The sequence below is a fragment of the Pectobacterium jejuense genome (assembly GCF_026800125.1).
GTDB classification, from domain to species: Bacteria; Pseudomonadota; Gammaproteobacteria; order Enterobacterales; family Enterobacteriaceae; genus Pectobacterium; species Pectobacterium jejuense.
In genome coordinates this window covers 160916-181620 of sequence record NZ_JAPQKX010000003.1, presented here as the reverse complement: position 1 = coordinate 181620, position 20705 = coordinate 160916, and the positions used below count along the sequence as shown (strand labels likewise).

General features: G+C 50.9%; 20 protein-coding genes and 3 CRISPR repeat arrays. Of the genes, 7 read left to right on the top strand and 13 right to left on the bottom strand.

Translation table 11 applies throughout. From position 1 onward, the window contains the following. The first annotated feature begins 3 nt into the window (after nucleotides 1–3). From NXT09_RS07240 to NXT09_RS07230, 3 genes are all read left to right on the top strand, one after another. Nucleotides 4–423 carry a secondary thiamine-phosphate synthase enzyme YjbQ gene (locus NXT09_RS07240; RefSeq protein WP_268579280.1) on the top strand — a complete coding sequence of 140 codons (420 nt, stop codon included), beginning with the start codon at nucleotides 4–6 and terminating at the stop codon, nucleotides 421–423. 98 nt (nucleotides 424–521) lie between these two features. After that, a CRISPR array of direct repeats spans nucleotides 522–1149; the repeat unit is 28 nt. Nucleotides 1150–1430: 281 nt separating this feature from the next. Next, nucleotides 1431–1658: a type II toxin-antitoxin system VapB family antitoxin gene (gene vapB / locus NXT09_RS07235; RefSeq protein ID WP_095700536.1), complete on the top strand. Its 228-nt coding sequence runs from the start codon at nucleotides 1431–1433 to the stop codon at nucleotides 1656–1658. Between the two features lie 11 nt (nucleotides 1659–1669). Further along, nucleotides 1670–2071: a type II toxin-antitoxin system VapC family toxin gene (locus tag NXT09_RS07230; protein ID WP_240346463.1), complete on the top strand. Its 402-nt coding sequence runs from the start codon at nucleotides 1670–1672 to the stop codon at nucleotides 2069–2071. A gap of 47 nt (nucleotides 2072–2118) precedes the next feature. Next, nucleotides 2119–2927: direct repeats of the CRISPR family, unit length 28 nt; unit sequence TTTCTAAGCTGCCTATACGGCAGTGAAC. A 130-nt stretch (nucleotides 2928–3057) separates the two neighbouring features. Here NXT09_RS07230 and cas6f read toward each other — a convergent pair. Genes cas6f through cas1f form a run of 6 tightly spaced genes read right to left on the bottom strand, consistent with a single transcriptional unit; the run spans nucleotide 3058 to nucleotide 11212 of the window. Continuing rightward, on the bottom strand, nucleotides 3058–3612 hold the full coding sequence (gene cas6f / locus NXT09_RS07225; protein ID WP_268579279.1) for a type I-F CRISPR-associated endoribonuclease Cas6/Csy4: 555 nt from the start codon (nucleotides 3610–3612) through the stop codon (nucleotides 3058–3060). A 9-nt stretch (nucleotides 3613–3621) separates the two neighbouring features. Next, nucleotides 3622–4632, bottom strand: a complete 1011-nt coding sequence (gene csy3 / locus NXT09_RS07220) for a type I-F CRISPR-associated protein Csy3 (protein WP_268579278.1) — start codon at nucleotides 4630–4632, stop codon at nucleotides 3622–3624. A gap of 13 nt (nucleotides 4633–4645) precedes the next feature. Then, nucleotides 4646–5578 (bottom strand): type I-F CRISPR-associated protein Csy2, encoded by a 933-nt coding sequence (gene csy2 / locus NXT09_RS07215; protein WP_268579277.1) that lies wholly within the window; start codon nucleotides 5576–5578, stop codon nucleotides 4646–4648. Next, complete coding sequence (gene csy1 / locus NXT09_RS07210; RefSeq protein ID WP_268579276.1) at nucleotides 5575–6909, bottom strand: type I-F CRISPR-associated protein Csy1; 1335 nt, start codon at nucleotides 6907–6909, stop codon at nucleotides 5575–5577. Before csy1 ends, csy2 begins: the two co-directional genes overlap by 4 nt. 23 nt (nucleotides 6910–6932) lie before the next feature. Then, a complete protein-coding gene (cas3f, locus tag NXT09_RS07205) occupies nucleotides 6933–10235 on the bottom strand; it encodes a type I-F CRISPR-associated helicase Cas3f (protein ID WP_268579275.1) in 3303 nt (1100 codons plus the stop codon). After that, complete coding sequence (cas1f, locus tag NXT09_RS07200; RefSeq protein WP_268579274.1) at nucleotides 10232–11212, bottom strand: type I-F CRISPR-associated endonuclease Cas1f; 981 nt, start codon at nucleotides 11210–11212, stop codon at nucleotides 10232–10234. Before cas1f ends, cas3f begins: the two co-directional genes overlap by 4 nt. Nucleotides 11213–11507: 295 nt before the next feature. Continuing rightward, nucleotides 11508–12496: direct repeats of the CRISPR family, unit length 28 nt; unit sequence GTTCACTGCCGCATAGGCAGCTTAGAAA. A 242-nt stretch (nucleotides 12497–12738) separates the two neighbouring features. On the opposite strand from cas1f, the gene NXT09_RS07195 reads away from it, so the two are divergent. The 4 genes from NXT09_RS07195 to NXT09_RS07180 are packed head-to-tail and all read left to right on the top strand — an operon-like array spanning nucleotide 12739 to nucleotide 14888. Next, nucleotides 12739–13596: a hypothetical protein gene (locus NXT09_RS07195; protein ID WP_268579273.1), complete on the top strand. Its 858-nt coding sequence runs from the start codon at nucleotides 12739–12741 to the stop codon at nucleotides 13594–13596. Further along, nucleotides 13589–13993, top strand: a complete 405-nt coding sequence (locus NXT09_RS07190) for a DUF1240 domain-containing protein (protein WP_268579272.1) — start codon at nucleotides 13589–13591, stop codon at nucleotides 13991–13993. Before NXT09_RS07195 ends, NXT09_RS07190 begins: the two co-directional genes overlap by 8 nt. A gap of 45 nt (nucleotides 13994–14038) precedes the next feature. Further along, nucleotides 14039–14443: a DUF1240 domain-containing protein gene (locus NXT09_RS07185; protein WP_268579271.1), complete on the top strand. Its 405-nt coding sequence runs from the start codon at nucleotides 14039–14041 to the stop codon at nucleotides 14441–14443. Between the two features lie 37 nt (nucleotides 14444–14480). After that, complete coding sequence (locus NXT09_RS07180) at nucleotides 14481–14888, top strand: DUF1240 domain-containing protein (protein WP_268579270.1); 408 nt, start codon at nucleotides 14481–14483, stop codon at nucleotides 14886–14888. Nucleotides 14889–14937: 49 nt separating this feature from the next. On the opposite strand, the gene NXT09_RS07175 is transcribed toward NXT09_RS07180, so the two are convergent. The 7 genes from NXT09_RS07175 to alr all read right to left on the bottom strand — a co-directional run bounded on the left by NXT09_RS07175 (nucleotide 14938) and on the right by alr (nucleotide 20693). Continuing rightward, nucleotides 14938–15417, bottom strand: a complete 480-nt coding sequence (locus NXT09_RS07175) for an Hcp family type VI secretion system effector (RefSeq protein WP_010295094.1) — start codon at nucleotides 15415–15417, stop codon at nucleotides 14938–14940. A 124-nt stretch (nucleotides 15418–15541) separates the two neighbouring features. Next, nucleotides 15542–16039, bottom strand: a complete 498-nt coding sequence (locus NXT09_RS07170; protein WP_268579269.1) for a M48 family metallopeptidase — start codon at nucleotides 16037–16039, stop codon at nucleotides 15542–15544. 83 nt (nucleotides 16040–16122) lie between these two features. After that, nucleotides 16123–17316, bottom strand: coding sequence for an amino acid aminotransferase (locus NXT09_RS07165; RefSeq protein ID WP_268579268.1), 1194 nt, complete (start codon nucleotides 17314–17316; stop codon nucleotides 16123–16125). A gap of 64 nt (nucleotides 17317–17380) precedes the next feature. Continuing rightward, entirely contained in the window at nucleotides 17381–17995 is a 615-nt protein-coding gene (locus NXT09_RS07160; protein ID WP_039483668.1) for a YitT family protein, read from the bottom strand. 250 nt (nucleotides 17996–18245) lie between these two features. Continuing rightward, complete coding sequence (locus tag NXT09_RS07155) at nucleotides 18246–18725, bottom strand: Lrp/AsnC family transcriptional regulator (RefSeq protein ID WP_010295086.1); 480 nt, start codon at nucleotides 18723–18725, stop codon at nucleotides 18246–18248. 254 nt (nucleotides 18726–18979) lie between these two features. Then, nucleotides 18980–19618: a hypothetical protein gene (locus tag NXT09_RS07150; protein ID WP_268579267.1), complete on the bottom strand. Its 639-nt coding sequence runs from the start codon at nucleotides 19616–19618 to the stop codon at nucleotides 18980–18982. Beyond that, entirely contained in the window at nucleotides 19611–20693 is a 1083-nt protein-coding gene (gene alr / locus NXT09_RS07145; RefSeq protein ID WP_268579266.1) for an alanine racemase, read from the bottom strand. Before alr ends, NXT09_RS07150 begins: the two co-directional genes overlap by 8 nt. Nucleotides 20694–20705 lie beyond the last annotated feature (12 nt).

The window sequence follows — 20705 nt, the reverse complement described above, 5'->3', positions numbered from 1 at the left end:
GCGATGTGGATACAATATGAAATCTGCCTGAAGCCGAAAACCAGAGGTTTCCATCTGGTGACTGACGAAATACTGGCGCAGGTTGTTGCACTGCGCCAGATAAACGTCGGGCTGATGCAGGTGTTCATCAAACATACCTCTGCGGCGCTAACGATTAATGAGAATGCTGACCCCACGGTGCGGCAGGATTTCGAGAGTTTCTTTAATCGTTTAGTGCCGGAGAATGAACCGTACTACCGTCATACTTATGAAGGTAGCGACGATATGCCCGCGCACCTGAAAGGCAGCCTACTGGGTAACAGCCTGACGATTCCCATCACCAATGGACGCCTGAACATCGGCACCTGGCAAGGCATCTACCTGTGCGAACATCGCAACCACGGCGGCAGTCGCTCGCTGGTTGTCACGCTCAACGGGGAATAACTCCCGAAATGCGTCGCGCTAGCGACGCATCCCGATAAGCATCTAGCTGCCTGCACGGCAGTGAACCTCTGACCGTATACGCTCTGCGCGCGTCACTTTTTCTAAGCTACCTGTGCGGCAGTGAATCGATGCGTTGTGGTGCTGGGCACTACGCAATGTTTCTAAGCTGCCTATGCGGCAGTGAACGACCGCCTGTCCGAATATTGGGCCGTGTACATTTTCTAAGCTGCCTATGCGGCAGTGAACCGCTTCTTCTTGCAGCGCGTTGCTGTTTGGCATTTCTAAGCTGCCTATGCGGCAGTGAACACCGTCTTGATTTGGCCCAGCCCCAGAACATCTTTCTAAGCTGCCTATGCGGCAGTGAACAAGCCGGGCTTCAGCTTTTTGGCATTGAACCACTTCTAAGCTGCCTATGCGGTAGTGAACATTAGAGAACATCGGGAGGCACAGCGTGGACTCTTCTAAGCTGCCTATGCGGCAGTGAACTTGTCACCCAGCGCAGGGAGCACGCTGTTTTTCTTCTAAGCTGCCTATGCGGCAGTGAACGCCATGAGGTGATGTTCTCCGTGTTTAAATCACTTCTAAGCTGCCTATGCGGCAGTGAACCGTTCGGCTGGCAGCGCCAGGCGGATTGAATTCTTCTAAGCTGCCTATGCGGCAGTGAACGCCCTTTGTTTCCCAGCTCTGGTAGCTGCGAACTTCTAAGCTGCCTATGCGGCAGTGAACCGTTCATATTTTACGGTAGTTGCCTAATTTTAAAAGGAAATAAACCATTTTTCCCGAAAAACCCTTTTTTATCAGAGTCGATAATCGAAATTAAAAATCAATGAGTTACGGTGATGCGTAAAAAAGGGTCATGAACATATGCCGATAGGCCTATGCTAGGTATCTGCATATGCTATGAATATACAATCGAGTGATTAATACCTATACTTAGCTTATGTTTTAGCCAGCAATGATAAATGGTAAGTGGCTGGCTGAATTTTATATGAAGGAGGAGGTGCATCATGCGTATTGTTTCGGTATTTAAAAACGGTAACAACCGTGCCATTCGCTTGCCGCGTGATATGGACTTTGAAGGGGTCAACGAACTGGAGATCGTGCGTGAGGGGGATACCATCATGCTGCGTCCGGTCAAACCCAATTGGCATTCATTTTTGCAAGAAGAGCGCGCTGACGCTGACTTTATGACAGAACGTCAGGATATAGTCGAAGAGGGGAGATTCGAACTGTGAGTCGCTTGTTCATGCTGGATACCAATATCTGTTCCTTCATTATGCGTGAACACCCGACAGCGGTGATTGACAAGCTACAGCAGTGCACATTGCGGCGTGATCGGATCGTGGTCTCTGCTATCACTTACGCTGAAATGCGTTTCGGGGCGGTTGGAAAAAAAGCTTCGCCACGCCATATGCAACTAGTTGATGCTTTCTGTCGTCGACTCGATGCGGTGTTACCTTGGGATAGTGCTGCGGTAGACGCCACAACGAAAATCAAGATCGCGTTAGCCGCCGCTGGCACGCCTATTGGCCCAAATGATACAGCCATCGCGGGTCATGCCATCAGCGCTAAGGCCATATTGGTCACCAATAATCTGAGAGAGTTTGAGCGAGTACAGGGGCTAACGTTGGAAGATTGGGTTAAATAATCGGTCAATCTGACCGGGTGATGTCTGGCGAAGTGAAAGTCCTGATATTTGTTAAGCTGCCTGCGCGGCAGTGAACACCGATCACTTTCGTCGCGGTGTTCTTTGTTATTTCTAAGCTGCCTATGCGGCAGTGAACCACCGGACGGGGAAGCCTGGGCGAAACGCAAGTTTCTAAGCTGCCTATGCGGCAGTGAACGATAAATAACAACAGGCAGCAGATTTTCCGCTTTTCTAAGCAGCCTATCCGGCAGTGAACCTGAAAGCCCGTTATTGCTTAGCAGGACGGGGTTTCTAAGCTGCCTATACGGCAGTGAACAAAGTAGCGCAGCCTGGTATGCAGTTTCTGATTTTCTAAGCTGCCTATACGGCAGTGAACGTCATCGATACGGGAAGACGTCGGCCGGTTACTTTCTAAGCTGCCTATACGGCAGTGAACACCAGCGCCCGTCTCATTGGCTTGTTCCTTATTTTCTAAGCTGCCTATACGGCAGTGAACGCCATACTTAGTTGGCTGTCCCAGCGCCGTAGTTTCTAAGCTGCCTATACGGCAGTGAACAGTTCGGCTCCCCGGATCAGGTATTCAGTGCATTTCTAAGCTGCCTATACGGCAGTGAACTGCGTGAATTCGCCCAGCAATTGCGGGAATGTTTTCTAAGCTGCCTATACGGCAGTGAACTTACAGTATGCCTGAGTGAGTTAACGCAGGTTTTTCTAAGCTGCCTATACGGCAGTGAACTCGTTGGCCCATGTGACGAGGTCGGTTTTCTTTTTCTAAGCTGCCTATACGGCAGTGAACCTTATACAGCCCATCAAGGCAAGCATCATCAATTTCTAAGCTGCCTATACGGCAGTGAACGGTTAGGCTTTTAATCTAACCACCAGATTGTTAAAGAGAATATGGCTTTTTTTGTTGAAAAACCCTTTTTTATTAGGGCGACCAACCGCAATTAAAAATCAATAGCTTGCAGCCGGTCGCCAGAAAAGGGTCAGAACCAGGGAACGGTGGCTTCTGCGCTTAAACCGTAGGAGGAGAAGCGGCCAGCGACGGGGGCGTCCTGTAGCGGGCCATGTTCCACAAACACGAAAAACATTTGCCCGTTGGATAAGCTCTTAATTTGCACAAACGGCAGTGCGCTGCGTTTTTCCACCGCGTCGGGAATCCGTGCTGCGGCTTCCGCTTCCGTCAGCCAGCCTTTGCTGACTGAGCGTCGGCGCAACCGTTCAGCGCTGCTCTTGAGCTGAACGCGGCGTACGGTGCGAAATTTCACGCTGTCAGGTACGGCTTTACACGCGGAAACCTGCGTGTAATCCCGCAATCCTTTCAGCCAGGCCGTTTGCTCCAACGTAGAGAGTGCCTCTTTTGTACCGTGCAGCCGCAGACATTCCCCCAGCGTTTTACCCACGTTGGGAAAGCTGATCCCAATCTTGCCATCCGCCACCTGTCCGAGCGCCCGGTGCAGTTTGGCAAACAGCGCGTTCAAGAGCTGCGAGGCAGTGAACTCGGGATCGGGCTGGACGTGAATATCAATATAGTGATCCATACCGCCACCTTATTCGCCTTTTTCACCGAACACGCCGCCGCGAATCAGCGTGGCAATCACGTAATGCTGCTGCTCTGGTTCAGGAACATCGCCTTTAATCACCCAGTTATCCAGCAGCGTGTAAAAATCCATTTTCTCTTTGGGCTGGCGGTAGGCTTTACCCCGGCTGGTGACGGAACCGTAGGGTTCGACAGCTATCGGGCCCGCTTCATCCGCAGCGGGATACCAGTCATCAACGGTGCGCAGTGCGTTACCGATTTTCTGTGAGTGAATCGCGGCGACGTCATTGACCTGATAGAGGATCTTGCTCTTGCCGTTACGCGCTTTTTCATCGAGCACCAGTTCCTGAGAAGGGAAGACTTCCTGCCCGTTACCGAGCTGCACATAGGCTTCCACGGTAAAAAGCACCGATGAGTCGCCAGCCAGCCCTTGCTCAATAGCCTGTGCCAGTGCGGCAAGGTCACCCGTTGGCTGACTGAACTCACGCAGCGAATAGTCTTCGCCGTTAAATTCCCAGCGCTGCTCACCTGTGGTCACGACTACGCGAATAGCTTCCGCCCCGACGCGGTTGCGCCATAGAAAACGACCGTTCGCGATATTTTCCGCATAGCGTGCCGCCAGTGTGCCAAAACCCTGATCCTGAGCGTATCCGGTGATGATGTTACCCAACGCGGTTTGATAATCCTGATCGTTACAGACCGAGGGCTGCGCGAGGTTACCCAGTACCCGCAGAGTAAAAACGACCTTCAGAGTATCGGCACCGAAGGGAAGGGCGGCAACGTCCACCGTTTGCAGGTTGGCTTTCTGAATTTCCGCATCCAGCTTGGCCGGGTCGCTGGTGAGGGCATTTTTCAGGCGGTTGGAGATCGTCCCGCGCACCGATTTCTCCTGAATGGCAATCGGCGTCCAGTTGTCCTGCTTCTCCCAGTTGCCTGCGTACATTACCGCGTCCGAATTCGCCAGCTTGCGTTCAAAAGCCAGTACCGATGCAGTTTTTAAGCTTGTTGGTGCTTTTGCCATGATGTCGTCCTTTTTAGTCATCGAATTCGTAGGAAGTGTCTTCTGCTGCTGAATGGGTGTCCGCTAATTGGCGGCAGTGATAATCGCCGTTCTGATAGTCGTACTCCCAGAGTATCTGGCGGATATCACTGATGCGATGCGCGCCTTGCCATTCCCCGATGCCGTAGGCGGCTTCGGCGAAACAGAATGGCGTGTGCGGATCGCGGATTTTATCGACTTCACCGGGAGAGTAGAGCGGTGAAATAGCGCGGTAGCCGATCATTAACGGGATCAGGAATCCACCGCCACCGGGTTTGGGCTGGTACTGCCACTGAACGTTGCCCCCGTTGGGGGCGCGCTCTGCCCGCATTTTTAACGCGGCGAAATCCAGCCAGGCATCGATCAGTTCCGCTTGTGGATTGGTCTGCTGTAGCGTCTGGAAATGGTCATGCAGCAGCGATGTGCGGTCTTTTAGTACAAAGCCCGGTAACAAACGGCGCATCACTTTACGGGTTTCCGCTTCGTCGCTGGGTAATGACTGGAGGGTGACGCGCTCGATATCGACAATCGTGCCGCCCGCCAGCCGCTGGCACTGCGCCTGCTGGGTGAGGAAATCACGCAATGCCGTGGTATCCGCCGGAATCTGCCCGTGGCAGCGGATTAACAGCGAGACGGTCATATGCATACGGCCTTCTTCATTGAAGGCGGCGGTTTTCGCTTCTTTGGTCAATGGATTACGGGTCAGGGCGAAACTCCGTTCCCAGCTAGAACCGTAGGCGTGTAGCTGATGTTGATGGCTCACCAAGCCGCAGCCTTCCAGCGTTAACCCGTGGCTGGCCTGTAATTTCCGCGACAGCGCATGGGTAAACCCGAGAAAGTGCGTAATAGCGGGGAAACCATAGGTCAGCCCGGCAATAGCGTTGGCGTTTTCGACCTTGATACGACGCAAGATAATCAACGTGCTCATGCCAGATCCTCTTTCAGGCTACTTTCCATTTCGCGCATCCGGCGCTTGAACAGTGCTGCGGTGGACCATTCTCTGCGTTCGACTTCGCCGAAGATCAATTCTTCATGCTTGAGTCGACGGTTCAACCAGCGACCAAAATCGTAGGCCACGGCCTTTTGCCAGTCTTCTGCTTCACGCTCGCGGCGGAAAACCGTATCCGTTTCTGCACGATAGGGATCGAGCCACAGCTGCTGGGCGCGTTTCAATTCAGACTCTGCGCTCCAACCGGCGGGCAGGTTTTGCACGCTAGAGACATAAAAGAAGAGCTGATCGATCAACTGGTCGAGATAACGCAGGCGCTGTTGGCGAATGTCGCGATTGTTTTCCACCTCTTTGACGCTAAGCAAAAAGTGCTGCATCTGCGCTAAGGTCGCTCGGGTGTGATAGTCCACCTCGCCGCGTGGACGGAAAATAGAGTCATGCTGCTGTGGTGGTTTTTCAATGCTGTTCCACTGTGGCGGTGCGCAACTGAGCAAATAGGAACGGCCGCTGCGGCTGCTATTGAGTGAGGAAATATTTTGCGGCTTGGTGCCCCCCATATTCTGTACTGCCAGATTGGGATAGCTGATATCAAGCTGGTCGTGCCACAGATTATCTTTGCGTGCTTTGCGGATATCCTTAGCTTCATCGCCAAAGCGCACGGCATTAATCCGCTGGTGTAGCGCCTGCGCCAACGACGAAGAGTAGAGCGGGCTGAGCAGATGGTATTCACTGTTTTCTGTTGGGAAATAGATCTGTTTGGCTAGCTTATGCGAGCTGGGCTGGCGATCGGTAAAGACCTGCTGAAACCCTGCCAGCCATTGCGTGAGCTGTTCCGGGTTTTCTGCCAGCGCTTCTAATGCACGGTGGTCACCACGCTGTAAGGCCGCGACCAGTGAATCTCCGTCATTCTCGGTCTGTAGCAGCTTGGCGACATCGAGTGCGGCTGCGTTGCCGACTGCATCGATAGCGGGCTGTGCCAGTGTTGAGGTCGAAAGCGTTTTAGCATCTGCTGCCGTTTCAGCGCTAAAGATGCTGCTGCCTTTGGCATCGCTGTGGGTAAATTTCAGCGCGTGGGTGACCAGACTGATTTGTCCAGCGCGGCTAGCGGCATCGGTTAACCAAGCGCGAACCTCGTGTTTTTGCTCGAGCTCTCGCCGCTTCTCGGCCAGCTCCAATTCCTCTGCGGCTAACGCTTCACCGCTAAGCGTCGCACGTTTCTTCTCCGCCTCTTTATCGAACACATCCAGTTTGGCCTGCTTTCGATTGTTGATGTAGGACACAATGAACTGTGTCAGTCTGTTTTCTTCCATTCCTCCTCCTGTTGCTATTTTTGTCATTGTGCAAACACCCCTAACAGCGGGTGCCAGAGCCAGTCTCTTTCCTCGTCTTCCCGCAGGCGAATTTCGCCGAAGCGGGCGCTAACCCGTTTGAGTTCCCACTGTTTCTCGTCCGCCAGCCGCTGGTATAAGGCGTGGTAGTTGGGATCGATCCACGTACAAACACCTTCTGCCATATCCAGTGACGTGGGGCGGATAATATCGCTTTGCTTCCATTCACTGGGGCCGTCGTCCGGTATCATGAAAACGGCATCTTCATCGTCGTCGGCGATCCACAAGTAGTACGGTTCATCTCTGTCGGATTTTCGAAAGGGTGTGCGCCGTTGTAATTCACCGTTCCAGTGCGGATGTGCACGCCACCAGAATGCGGCGGGCGGGCGTTTCAGGTCATCGAGCTTTTGATTTTTGAGGAAAAGTAGCGTTTTTCCTAAAACAGCATGTTCTAACGCCACCAGTGAAAACGGTTTGGTGAGGGACGCCGGTTGCACAATGCGTGGGGCGGCGTTGAGATGACGGTAGTCCTCCTCCTGCAATAGCTGACGAAGATCGTGCGTATCCAGCCGGTCGTCTTTCGACTCAAAGCCGGGTTTACAGTACGCGACGTCTTCCTCTCTCAGCGCGCGAATATTGTGGCTAAGTAGGCAGATATTGGGGGTTTTAGGCACATGCTGTTCATCTTGCCTGTGACGTAATATTCGTCCGGCGAGTTGGATGAATGAACGCATTGAGCTGGGCTCGACAATCGCCCAATCGTAATCATGATCTCTACCGACCTCGGCGACTGAGGTCGCTAACACCACAAAGATATGATGCTGCTGCGGCGCGTTTTCTATCGCCTGACGAATTTCATCTACCTGCCATAGCGCATCGGCGTCGTTGCGCATCAGCGCGGCATCGAGCCGTTGTTCAATATAGGAACGCATCGCCAGCGGATGTTGGCTGTGATAAATGCAGTAATGAATACAGGTGTCCGGCGGCGAGGGGATGGCAAGCAACTGACGGGCGACGGCAACCAGCGGGTTGATGTTTGCCATTCTGACCAGCCCCAGCGAGACGGTTTTTCCGCTCTTATGCTGTTGGTGATGCTGTGAATGTAAATCGCGCAGCAGTGGGTGGATTGCCTGTGCGACGGCCAGATGAACATCATCTTTATTTTTGCTGGGGCTGCTGACGGGCACAATGGAAGCTAGCCGGAGCGGAAGTTCCTCTTTGGCAAGATTCTTCAGCCGCTGCTGAACGAACGCATCGTGCTGGGTCATGAAGCCTTTCACATCGCCGTACTGCTCATGCTGACAATCAAATTCATCAAACCAGCCGCAGCACACGTTCAAGGGTGTATTCGGTGTACCGTAAGCCTGTTGCCAGGCAGAACGACCATCAAGATAGGCACCAAACAGCGCACGAATTAACGCTGGTGGCAACGTGGCCGAGGAAAGTAGAACACGCGATCCCAGCATTCCTGCCCAGTTCACCAGTCGGCAGAGCGCGGGAAGATCTTCCAGCCCAAAATCATCCGGTTCATCCAGCACCAGATCGGAGGTCAATAGCCGTAGCATCGGGGCAATCTGGTGGCCGCCGCGCAGACTTTCTGTGGCGGGCATCAGGTGATCGATGGTGGTGATCAGCACCGGTGCACTCAGTAATTGATGCAGGGTGGGGCTACGTTCCAGCCACGTCTTTAACCTGCCATCGTCCAGTGCACCGTCGTAACGGACATATTGATGCTCAGAGAACAGCGGATCGGCGGATTCACTGCCCGTCTGCGGCGTGTTTTGTTGGTGCGTCTTATTTTCCAACCGCATTTCATGGAGATCTTGCACTGCCTGTGAACCAATCAGCACCGCTAAGTCGTCTTCATCCAGCTTTAAACGCTGCCTTAGTGCATCACCGGTTTGTAGCGTCAGGGTGCGTAACCCCAGCGCGACCGAGAAGCGACAGCCGGTAGACTCGTCCGACAAGCCATACATAATTCGCGCGTTGGCAAAGGTTTTCCCCCGGCCTGTCGAGGCCATGTTGACGCCGAAAAAGCCGTGCTGCTTGCTGGCTTCCCGAATGGAACAGGCAAGATCGAATGCGCGATCCTGCCAGCGAAAGCGCGGGTGAGTGCTGCGCTGACGGAATCCTTTGTGGCGAGTAATCGCGGGTAGCGTTTCGCGCAGGTGTGGCAGGCTGCGTCCCAGCAGCAGAGCATTTTGCCCGACGCCGACGCAGTGTTCGTCCAGCTTCTGTTTACATTCAGGCTTACCGCCACGACCTTTGGTATTTGCCCAAACCGGATAAGCGGGATCCTGCCAGCCCGCTGTTGGATCGCCTGCTGAATAATGATGGTCAGCCAGCATGAGTGCGAGACGAGCCAGATGTACTGTCAGCCGTTGATCTAACTGAGCGAAATGCATGAATGAGGGGAGTTTTAGCGCTCGACCCGCAAACTTGTGTGCTTTCTCACGCCAGACGCTGCTGCGTAGCGGCGTGCCATGCGGAAACTGCCAGTTTCGCTCAAGATCGGACGGCGTAACATCGGTCTTGCAATGATTGAGTGCATTCCATTGTGCCGAGAGATGGTCGGTTAACCATGTTTCTGCATAGTTGAGCTGCGGTTCACTGCCGTTGGGGGCAAGCTCTGTCGATTTGTTAAACACCGGTAGCCGATGGTGCGAAACAATCAGCCAGGCGATAACCTGCGCCAGCGGCGGCAGGGTGCGAAATGGACTGCTACTGGGCGTTTGATTATCCCGTTGCAGGGCTGCCAGCAGGGTTGTTTCTGCCTCTGGAGTCATCGTGCTGAGCGCGGTTAACCAGCCTTTGTCGTCTTGCTCCCCCACGAAGGCCTGAAACAGCCGCAGCGACACCCACTCATGGCGATATGGCTGACCACGTTTTGCCTGGCTCTGTAGTCCCGCCTGAAATAGCGCATTGGCCTTGCCGACATCGTGAAATAACCCGGAAATAGCCGCCAACAGGCTAAACACCTCGGCGCTGTGCCACGGATTTTCATCTTTCGAGCGCAGAATATCGCGGCTGGTGGTGTTGGTCGGTACGCTCCCCTGCGTATTAAAACGCCGTAAATTACCGACGATCCACAGCAGCTCGGTATGATTCGTACTGCGAACCCAGTGACAGGCGACGGCCGTATTACGACGCGCCATTTTGCGCAGCAGCTTGCGTAGCGTGTTCAGCCCTTCCTGCGTAATAGCGGTTTGCCATGTGCGCTCGCCCTTGCGTTCGGCAAACTGATCCAGTATCCGGCGGGTTTCGACCAGCGCGCGCTTATTGCATTCTGAAATCAGCAGAATGTTCATCGACCCACCTGGCTCAGCTTGCTGGCGACATCCTGCAAGCTGCCGATCATAACATCCAGCGCCTCGGATTGTTGAAATGCGGTCAGGCAGCGCTGACGAAATTCTTGCTCATCTTCGCCTTCCATCGCGGCAATAAACGCCTGCGGCAGTACGAGTGCGTCCTTAATTAAATCGGCAACGTCGAATACTAGCCCGCCGCGGCGAGTTTTACCGTGTAACACGGCTAACCCGTGCGGCAGACCCAGCACCCATGTTGCGACGGCAGCCAGCCCGTAAGCCAGATAGTTGCCGTGATCGAGAAAGCGGTTAGCCAGATCGGTGCCACCGCCGCGTTTGGCACGGGTAAAGTAGCCATAGCTCACGGCATTAGCGGCCAGTTTGTACAGGGCTTTGGTCATCATCGCTTCCTGCACCAGCACGTCATTGCTGGTGCGGCAGTCGGTTAGCCCTTTTTCATAGCGATCAAGAAGCGCCTGAAGATGGTCGGCCTTAAAGGTAAAGCGGGATTCGCGGGACAGGCGAGAGCCCAGCCAGTGCTGACGAATTTGTGTTATCCGCACCTGTTGGAAAGCGATGGCGGCGGCCAGCCTTTTCTCATCATCGAACCAAAAGCTGACCCAATCCTGCAAATACTCGGTTGGCCGATATTCGCTCTGTGGTGATAGCCAGGATACCGCCACTTCCGTCTCGTTGGCCGCAAACAGTGGAGTACCGCCGCCGCCACAAAAGCCAACCATTACACCGGCTCTGGCAAATTCCCGCATCGCTGCCTGCGTGACGGAGGTGCCGGTTCCCAGCATGACAACGCTGGTATTGGCGATGGGGATATTCCAGTACAGAGACTGATTTCCTTCTTCCGTGACATATTCGACACGGCCACCGTTAACGAGAATGCGGCAATGCTGGAGGTAATAAACATTGGCGCGTTTGGAATGCAGAATCGTTTTTAAGTCCGAAGGGCTAAAGGCGTTATCCATAATGTATTTTCTGCCGCAATCGATAATAGCTGTGACGCCAGCGAAATAAATCGCAGGCTAACTATTTGATAAGAAAAAATATAATCTTCAGAAAACTAACGAAAATCAGACTATCACAAATATTCTGGGAAAATGGTGGCTGCAAAAAATATTACCCAGACGCAGACCCTTTTTATTTGGCCTATTTCACAGGATTAAAAATCAATGAGTTACGAAAGGGCGGAAAAAAAGGGTTTTTGCGGCGAAAACGGCAATTGCTGCTAATAAAACAAATCGTTAGAGTGATCGGGCTACGGTTCACTGCCGCATAGGCAGCTTAGAAATGACCGATAAATATTTCCCGCTGATTAATAAAGTTCACTGCCGCATAGGCAGCTTAGAAATCTGGCTATCTCTGACCGCCTCAGAACAACTAGTTCACTGCCGCATAGGCAGCTTAGAAATTGGTGTCCACATTATGTCCACGGAAAAATAAGTTCACTGCCGCATAGGCAGCTTAGAAAGACACAAGAATAAATAATATGGCGACATTAAAGTTCACTGCCGCATAGGCAGCTTAGAAATGCGACGGTCGCATCATTGATGCGAATGATATGTTCACTGCCGCATAGGCAGCTTAGAAACATGCACATTGCCACCAGCGAGTACCAATCTCGTTCACTGCCGCATAGGCAGCTTAGAAATTGCTACCGGCGACGGAATAGCCGTTATCGAAGTTCACTGCCGCATAGGCAGCTTAGAAAGATGGTAACGAGGATTAGACGAGAGAGGGCTGGTTCACTGCCGGATAGGCAGCTTAGAAATGTGTGATAAAGGCTTACAGGGTTTAGCCAGAGTTCACTGCCGGATAGGCAGCTTAGAAAATTTGACACGCAGTGCTTTCCATTTGGATGTAAGTTCACTGCCGGATAGGCAGCTTAGAAATGATTGGGGCGGCACCACTTTTTGTTTCGATGGTTCACTGCCGCATAGGCAGCTTAGAAAGCATGACTATTTGCCGCTCCCGCTGATGGATGGTTCACTGCCGTATAGGCAGCTTAGAAAAGTCGATACATTCAGCGGCCGTGCGCCACGGTGTTCACTGCCGGATAGGCAGCTTAGAAATGCAAGGCGCTATCGATACCAATGCGATTTTGGTTCACTGCCGCATAGGCAGCTTAGAAAGAACGTCACCCATGCAGCGGGCATCGCACGGGGTTCACTGCCGCATAGGTAGCTTAGAAAACAGCGATTCGGGAAGCTGCGCGTCCTTGCTGGTTCACTGCCGCACAGGCAGTTTATCCACGGCCTCAAGCGCTATTGTCTGGCTATTATCGAGGTAGCACTGCGCCAGCTCTCACCCCCTTAAATAACGCATATTGATGGCCTTATTCCGTAACGTTTTTAAGTAATGAGTTTCTTTTAGAAGGAATGAAAAATTGTGGGGGCGGCATTATTAACATTTAAAAATCATCATTTTTCCGTTAAAGTGTCCTTACAGGGAAATAGCACGTTGACTTAAGTCAAATTCAAGGGAGTGAGTGACTGTGAAATACGATCCGGTTTTAAAAACGCTTGTTGATGATGACTATCGGTTAGAAGATCATCTTGATTTTAAAAAGCAGCATGCTGATATTAACTATCAGAAATTACATGCTCAACTAAACGAAATAAATAACGATAATATTCATGCCATATTGACTGCGCAGGAAGCGACGTATTTTTTAAAGACGTTATGTACACCAAATCCTAATGACTCTTGGAAAACAGCAATATTTGGCTGTACCGATCCCATCTCGTCGTTTGCTGGAAATATTGCAGAAGCGGTATCTGTAAGCAGAATCGTTATGGAGTTTAAAGGGGTTGGTGTAAAGGCAACGGAGTATGTTGGGAAAAATGGTAGTAAATATATAAGACTGTCTGGCTATCCGGGAGTAAGAAAGTATTTAGATGCCACCCGATATTTGGTCGGCAACCAAAAAATCGTCGACATAGGCATTGGTACGAAAGGTATTGAAAGTGGTATCGCGACAGGGGCAAGGTTCTGCATTATTTTTTCAGCTGCTTATCGGGCCATTGAGTTGATGTTGAAAGATGAATACGCACTAACCGATTTCTTTGTTAATTTAACGATGGATGCAGCAAAATTAGCGGTATCTATTGGAGCAGGTTGGGTAGCAAAAGTCGCCGCTACCTCAGCGATGGTCACAGGAACCAGCGTTATTGTTATTGCTGGGGGAATATTTGTCGTAGGGTTTCTAGTTAGTTTGTCATTATACTGGTTAGATAATAAATACAAAATAAGTGAAACAATAATAAATAATATTAAATCACATAAAAAGCAATATACACCTTATCATCCCGATCAATTTTTTAATGCTTGGGGGAGAATTAGCCGTGGTTAAAGTAAACAGACCATTGATTGGTGCGTTTTCTGTTTTTCTTTTATGCCTTTCCGTCTGGGGAACTTGGTTTTCTTTAAGCGAATATTTATCATTTTTTAAATTAGATGATGTGATTGTTTTTTCATGGAGAGTTGGCCTTGCTATCTTTGGAGTACCTTTATCATTCTATTTTTCATATGTTTGTTTTTGTTCTGCTATAAAAAATGAGCATGTGAAGATCAATAATAAATTAGGCGAGTGGTTGGTAAAAATACTTATTTTTGGTGCTATATTTAGCTTTTTTTCATCAGTGTATATATCATACAGTCTTAGCAATAAGAGTTACAATGTTTGCCCTAAAACATCCTGGATGGATCCCAATAAATATGTAAAAGACATTTCTCTTTGTAAAGAGTAAAAATGGTACGAGAGTATGCTTTTTCATGCCTAGGGGGAGTCAGTCGTGACTAATATAAACAGACCATTCTTTTTCATATACTCGATTTTTATTTTCTTTCTTTCATGCTGGGGAGGATGGTTCTCTTTAAGCGGGTATATTGATTTCTTTAATCTAAATGATGTTATTTCATTTTCATGGAAGCTCGGGGTGATAGTTTTTCTAGTTCCAATAGTGTTTCAGTTTTCTTATTTTGGTTTTTTTTCTGCTATAAAAAATAGACCAATTAAAATGAATAATAAGATTTCAAATGCATTGGTTATATTTGCTATTTTTGGTATTGTAGTGAGTTTATTTTCATCTATGTATATCTCTTATAGTCTTAATGAGCAGGGTTATAAAATTTGTCCCAAGAACTCATGGATAGCTCCCAATAAATATGTAAGGAATATTGCTCTTTGTAAGGAATAAATATAGTTATAATTATTTTATGATTTAGGGGGTATTTGTGGTTAAGGTAAACAGGCCATTGGTTGGCGCGTTTGCAGTTTTTCTCTTTCTGTTGACATGTTTTACTGGTTGGTTTTCTTTTAATTCATACTTGAATCTCTTTCAGTTAAATGATGTGATTGTTTTTTCATGGAAAGTTGGATTAATGGTATTTGGCTCACCCTTGTTGTTTTATTTCTCATATTTGGCATTTTATTCAGTCATAAAAAATAAAGAGCCTAGAATGAATGATAAATTAGCTAACGTATTAGTTATTATATTTATATCGGGTGCGGTTGTTAGTTTTGTCTCATCAGTTTATATTACATATTCCTTTAATGTTCAAGGCTATAAAATCTGTCCTAGAAACTCCTGGATGGATCCCAATAAGTATGTAAAAAATCTCGTTCTCTGTGATAAATGGTGAATAACAAGCACACCTGATAAGATGCGCTTGTTATCAAAGGTCATAGATCTTAGAGACTCATTTCCTCCCAAATGCTATAACCCGACGTGCCTGCGATCTTATGGTTCCATGCTATGGTTTTATATTTTAGCTGGACTTTTTCATACGGCATGATGTCGTTGTTATCGATGACGTGCGGATAGACACAGGTGACATCGACAATGCTCGCATCTGTTAAGGTGACTTCATAATAAAGCTCTAACTGCCCAGCGGAATTAACGCGATAAAAATAAAATGTCACATCTACCTTTTCATTATAAGAGATTGCCATCCCTAATAACGGGGACGACTTATCGATTGGTTTAATAAAATGAATCGGATGATGAGCGACATTCTGATCGCGGCTGATGCTATGGTTTAAACCTAATACCTGTATTTGATCTTCATGACCTGTTTGGTAGCGATTACCAATTGAATCGAGCGTTGAACAACCAGATGATATTAAACCCTGTTTTTGACCATTAATGCTGGCGTAAATCAAATTAGCCATATCAAATCCTTATGAGAAAATTTATCAATAGGCTGAGTGAGAATATATCAATCATCAGCACGGAAATAATACGGCTAAGGCAACGTTAAAGCAAAGTGAGCCCTCATAAAAGGTGATTTTATATCTAACCCGCATTTATTTCCCGCCAGTTCAGCCAGATTCGCATATCAAATTCCAGCTGGTGATAATCAGGATCCATATGGCAGCAGAGTTGATAGAAAGCTTTGTTGTGGTCTTTTTCTTTGAGGTGGGCGAGTTCGTGTATCACGATCATCCGTAGGAAATCTTCCGGCCCGTCACGGAATAGCGTCGCTATTCTGATTTCGTTGTTGGACTTTAATTTTCCACCCTGCACGCGCGCCACAAAGGTATTAGTGCCCAGCGTCCCTTTTATTGGGTTCTGTTTATTGTCGTAAAGCACCTTTGATATTGCCGGGGCATTTTTCAGATAGCGCTGTTTCAGCTCGGCGACAAACTGATAGAGCGACTTGTCACTCTGGATTGGATGGCGGTCCGGGTATCTTTTTTCCAGCCAGGGGCCGAGTTTGCCTTGATCGAGGAGCGTTTGTACTTGTGCAACAATCGCCGGAGGGTAACCGTTCAGGTAGCGTAGTTGGGTCATGGGATTTTTATCACAAAAGCCACTGAGTTAAGCGAGTTCACAACGGTGAGTCGGTTAAGCCAGTGGCGTTGTCGTTTTACAATTTACTGAATCGCGGCGAAAGCCGCAGCGACGCGCTGGACGTTGCTGTGGTTTAGCCCCGCCATACACATACGGCCGCTGGCGATCAGGTAGACGCCGAATTCTTCACGCAGACGATCCACCTGTTCCGGGCTGAATCCGGTGTAGCTGAACATGCCGCGCTGGGTGAGCAGGTAGTCGAAGTTACGGTTCGGCAGCGCGTTTTTCAGTGCCGACACCAGTTCCTGACGCATGCTCAGAATGCGGGTGCGCATCTCTTCGACTTCCGCTTTCCAGTCGGCGTTCAACTGTGCGTCGTTCAGGACTTTAGAAACCACCTGTGCGCCGAAATTCGGGGGGGAAGAGTAGTTGCGGCGAACGGTGGCTTTTAACTGACCCAGCACGCGCTGTGCGCTGTCGGTATCGTCACACACCACGGAAAGACCACCAACGCGCTCGCTATACAGTGAGAAAATCTTGGAGAACGAGTTGGCGATGAGTGCTGGAACGCCCGCGCTGGCAACGGCGCGAATCGCATAGGCATCCTGCTCAATCCCGAGGCCAAAGCCCTGATAGGCGATGTCCATAAACGGAATTAGCTCACGCTGGATGATGACCTCAATGACGCGATCCCACTGTTCTGTGGTGAGGTCAGAACCGGTCGGGTTGTGGCAGCACGGGTGCAGCAGCACGATGCTGCGCGCTGGCAACGCTTGCAGGGTGGCGAGCATGGCGTCAAATTTCACGCCCAGGTTTTCGCCATCGAAATACGGATAGGTGTGAACGTTAAAGCCCGCGCCCTCAAAGATCGCAATATGGTTTTCCCATGTTGGATCGCTGACCCACACTTCTGAGTTCGGGAAGTAGCGTTTCAGGAAATCTGCACCGACTTTCAGCGCACCGGAACCGCCCAGCGTCTGGATGGTGGCGATGCGACCCGCTTCCAGTGCCGCGTGGTTTTCACCAAACAGCAGGTGTTGGATCGCGGTACGGTAAGGCTGTAACCCTTCCATCGGCAGATAAGAGCTCGCGCTCTGCGCTGGCTGTTTCAGGCTGCTTTCGGCTGCGCTGACGGAGCGCAGTTGCGGGATAATATTCTGCTCGTTGTAGTAGAGCCCGATACTCAAATTGATCTTATCCGCTCTTGGATCCTGTTTGAATTTTTCCATCAGAGACAGGATAGGATCTCCGGCATAGGTATCAACGTTTTGAAACACAGTGTAGCTCTCCTGAGTGTGTCATTTTTATGGGTACCGCAACCCCGACGATGGTGGGGAACAATCAGGCCGCGTAACGGCCGGGGCGATGGTTCATCGCGATAATCAGGTTCAGAATGGTTGCCCCCAGAATCGAAGCAATCAACATTGGTATGCTTACCACGAACAGGGAAGTCAGCACAATCACAACGTCAACGCCCATCTGGAGTTTTCCCGCCCGCAGGCCGTATTTGTCCTGAAGATACAGCGCCAGAATATTCATACCGCCGAGGCTGGCCTTATGGCGGAACAGCACTACGAAGCCTATGCCGGTGATGATATTGCCAAACAGCGTGGCGTAGAACGGGTTGAGCTGATCGAAATGAACGAACATCGGGTGCAGGTCGGAGAACAGGGAAACCAGCCCGACGGCGCAGAACGTTTTCACCGTGAACTCCCACCCCATGCGGCGCACGGCCAGATAATAGAAGGGCAGATTCAGCAGGAAAAAGGCAACGCCAAAGGAGACGTTAGTCAGGTAGTGGGTAAGGAAAGCGATGCCAGCGGTGCCGCCGGTGAGGGCACCGGCCTGACGCAGCAGAATGACGCCAAACGACACCATCAGCGTGCCGATCAGTATCGCCAGAATATCTTCCAGCAGCGTGTGTGATATTTTTTGTGTGGGAATAACGTTATCCATGGTGAGCACTCAACAGACTGTCGTAAAAACATGTGCTTACCAAAGCAAGAATCGCACCAGATAGTGCTGCTTAGCGTCTGGTGTCTGCATACTCTCGCCTGCGATAAAAATAACGTGTTGAATTATATGAATGAAAATAATGCGTGATTCATGCGTTTTTTATTATCTATTTGTCTTTCCCGTGCATCTTCTTGGGGTTTATTGCGTGAAGTATTCATTTTTTGCACCAAATGGATGCAATTGCCCCAATTTAGGGCAACGCAGGCAGTTCTGGCATCATCAAACCGTTCTCTTTGAGGCGGTTCAATACCACGGAGGTTTTCAGGTGCGCGACGCTCTTGTTCTGCGACAGAATCTGGCTAATCAACGTGCTGAGCCCTGGCAGATCGGCCACGGCGACTTTTAACAGATAATCGGCATCACCCGTGGTTTTATAGGCGTCGATGATGGCGTCCACTTCCCCCAGCATCTGGTGAAAGCGCTCAACGTATTCGCTGGTGTGATTGATCAACCGCACTTCAATCAACCCCAGACATTCCAGCCCGACCGCGTTCGGCGACAGGCGGGCATGATAGCCGAGAATCAGCTGTGCCTGCTCCAGCGCGATGCGACGGCGGGAACACTGCGAGGCAGAAAGCCCAACCAGATCGCTCAGCTCCTGATTGGTCAGGCGGCCGTTCGTCTGTAGCAGCGTCAGGATTTTCAGATCGAAGTCATCAATGTGGTACATCGCGTTTCCTAAACAGTATCAGGCAGTCGGCCAAACAGACTACCAGCTTTTTAGGCCGCGTTGCCTATGAGTTTTTTATTCCTGATTTTTGCTGCGTTTATTTTTATTAACTGCCTGTTCGGCAGTGAACTGAGATCCGTCCGGGCTATGCGTTCAACATCATTTGCTAAGCTGCCTACACGGCAGTGAACCCGCAGAAGGCCGACCTGAATCAGGGCGCGTGTTTCTAAGCTGCCTATACGGCAGTAAACCCATCACTCCACAATAATCCGTTCGTCATTGTCTCCCAGACAGACACTTAACTGCTGCCCGTCAGGGCTGAAGGCGCAGTAGGGGAGAGGTTCACGTAGGTAGAGATGTAGCGGAAGCACCAGATAAAGCGCAACGAGCAGCAGTGCGGCGACGGCTTTAGCATAGGTTGAGCTTTGAGCGACTGGGTTGCGCCGCGCGTGCCGATATTTCACGATGCCGATGGCGGCCATGCATGCGCCCACCAGCATGGAAACATACAGTTCTCCGGGCATGGGAGAAAGTATCAGCTCTTCGTTTTCATAATCCTGCCAATATTGAATGCGCCACAGGGCGCTGATGCCGATTTGCACCAGCCCCGCGAGTATCCAGGCAACACGCCATCCTGAAAGCCGAAAGAGCGCCAGAAAGCAGAAACCCGATGCCGCGCAAGACCAGTAGATGAGATCGAACATCGCGCTAAACATGCCGCCAAACAGCGTGCCGCCGACATCCGTCGGTTTCAGGGTATAGAAATTAATGAGGGCAAACAGCGTCAGGATAGCGGAGACGGCAAGCCAGCTTGCCGCATAGTAGATAACCTGTTTTAAAATCGGCAAGCCATGAGCCTGCCGATAAAAACCAGCCGGTCCGTTTTTACTCACCGTCGACGTATTCCAACGTGGTACGCTGGGTTAAGCGCGTAATCAGTTCATAGGCGCTGGCACCCGCATGCGCGGCAATGCGTTCAACCGGTAGCGTTGGCCCCCAAAGAATGACCTCATCACCGACCTTATCCTGCGCATCCGGTCCTAAATCCACCGTAATCATATCCATCGATACGCGGCCGGAAAGCGGCACTTCACGACCGTTGATGAGCACGGGGGTTCCGGCTGGCGCGCAGCGCGGGTAGCCATCGCCGTAGCCGACGGCTACCACGCCCAGACGGGTATTGCGCGGGCTGGTCCAGGTGCCGCCATAACCGACCGCTTCGCCCGCGTTGTGTTCGCGAACGGCAATCAGGTGAGACGTAAAGGTCATTGCAGGCTGGAAGCCGAAATGCGCGGCGTCTTCGTTATCCAGCGGCGACACGCCATAGAGAATGATGCCGGGACGGACGCGATCGCGGTGCGACTGCGGCCACAGCAGAATGCCGCCGGAGGCCGCGATGGACTGTGCGCCGGGTTTACCCTGCGTAAAGGCATCGAAACAGGCTAGTTGGCGTTCGGTGGTTCCGGCTTCGGGTTCATCGGCGCGGCAAAAGTGGCTCATGATATTGACTGGCTGAACCACATTGCGGCATTCGGTCAGGCGCTGCCAAAACGCCTCGGCGTGTTCCGGCAGAACGCCAAGGCGGTGCATGCCGCTATCGAGCTTCATCCACACGGGTATCGGCTGTGGCAGCGTGGCCTGTTCCAGCGCGGCAAGTTGTTCTGGGCTGTGAACAGCGGTTTCTAGCTGGTGCTCCACCAGAAGCGGGAGCTCGTCGGCGGAGAAAAAGCCTTCCAGCAGGACGATAGGCTTGGTGATGCCCGCGGCGCGCAGTGCCAGCGCTTCGGAGAGCCGCGCGACGCCGTAGCAATCAGCGTCGGAAAAAGTATGGGCAGCGTCGATCATGCCGTGGCCGTAGGCGTTGGCTTTCACGACGGCAACGACCTGGCTGCCAGGTGCTAGCTGGCGAATGCGTTGCAGGTTGTGGCGCAAAGCACGCCGGTTAATGACGGCAGTTGCCGTTTTCATTCTTGTTCCTTA

Excerpts from the sequence above, each read along its gene's own strand:
- NXT09_RS07230 (WP_240346463.1), top strand. The coding sequence starts at position 1,670 with ATGCTGGATACCAATATCTGTTCCTTCATTATGCGTGAACACCCGACA.
- NXT09_RS07155 (WP_010295086.1), bottom strand. The coding sequence starts at position 18,725 with ATGTACCACATTGATGACTTCGATCTGAAAATCCTGACGCTGCTACAG.
- alr (WP_268579266.1), bottom strand. The coding sequence starts at position 20,693 with ATGAAAACGGCAACTGCCGTCATTAACCGGCGTGCTTTGCGCCACAAC.
- cas6f (WP_268579279.1), bottom strand. The coding sequence starts at position 3,612 with ATGGATCACTATATTGATATTCACGTCCAGCCCGATCCCGAGTTCACT.
- cas1f (WP_268579274.1), bottom strand. The coding sequence starts at position 11,212 with ATGGATAACGCCTTTAGCCCTTCGGACTTAAAAACGATTCTGCATTCC.
- NXT09_RS07170 (WP_268579269.1), bottom strand. The coding sequence starts at position 16,039 with ATGACCCAACTACGCTACCTGAACGGTTACCCTCCGGCGATTGTTGCA.
- NXT09_RS07160 (WP_039483668.1), bottom strand. The coding sequence starts at position 17,995 with ATGGATAACGTTATTCCCACACAAAAAATATCACACACGCTGCTGGAA.
- csy2 (WP_268579277.1), bottom strand. The coding sequence starts at position 5,578 with ATGAGCACGTTGATTATCTTGCGTCGTATCAAGGTCGAAAACGCCAAC.
- NXT09_RS07175 (WP_010295094.1), bottom strand. The coding sequence starts at position 15,417 with ATGGCTAATTTGATTTACGCCAGCATTAATGGTCAAAAACAGGGTTTA.
- csy3 (WP_268579278.1), bottom strand. The coding sequence starts at position 4,632 with ATGGCAAAAGCACCAACAAGCTTAAAAACTGCATCGGTACTGGCTTTT.
- csy1 (WP_268579276.1), bottom strand. The coding sequence starts at position 6,909 with ATGGAAGAAAACAGACTGACACAGTTCATTGTGTCCTACATCAACAAT.
- NXT09_RS07240 (WP_268579280.1), top strand. The coding sequence starts at position 4 with ATGTGGATACAATATGAAATCTGCCTGAAGCCGAAAACCAGAGGTTTC.
- vapB (WP_095700536.1), top strand. The coding sequence starts at position 1,431 with ATGCGTATTGTTTCGGTATTTAAAAACGGTAACAACCGTGCCATTCGC.
- cas3f (WP_268579275.1), bottom strand. The coding sequence starts at position 10,235 with ATGAACATTCTGCTGATTTCAGAATGCAATAAGCGCGCGCTGGTCGAA.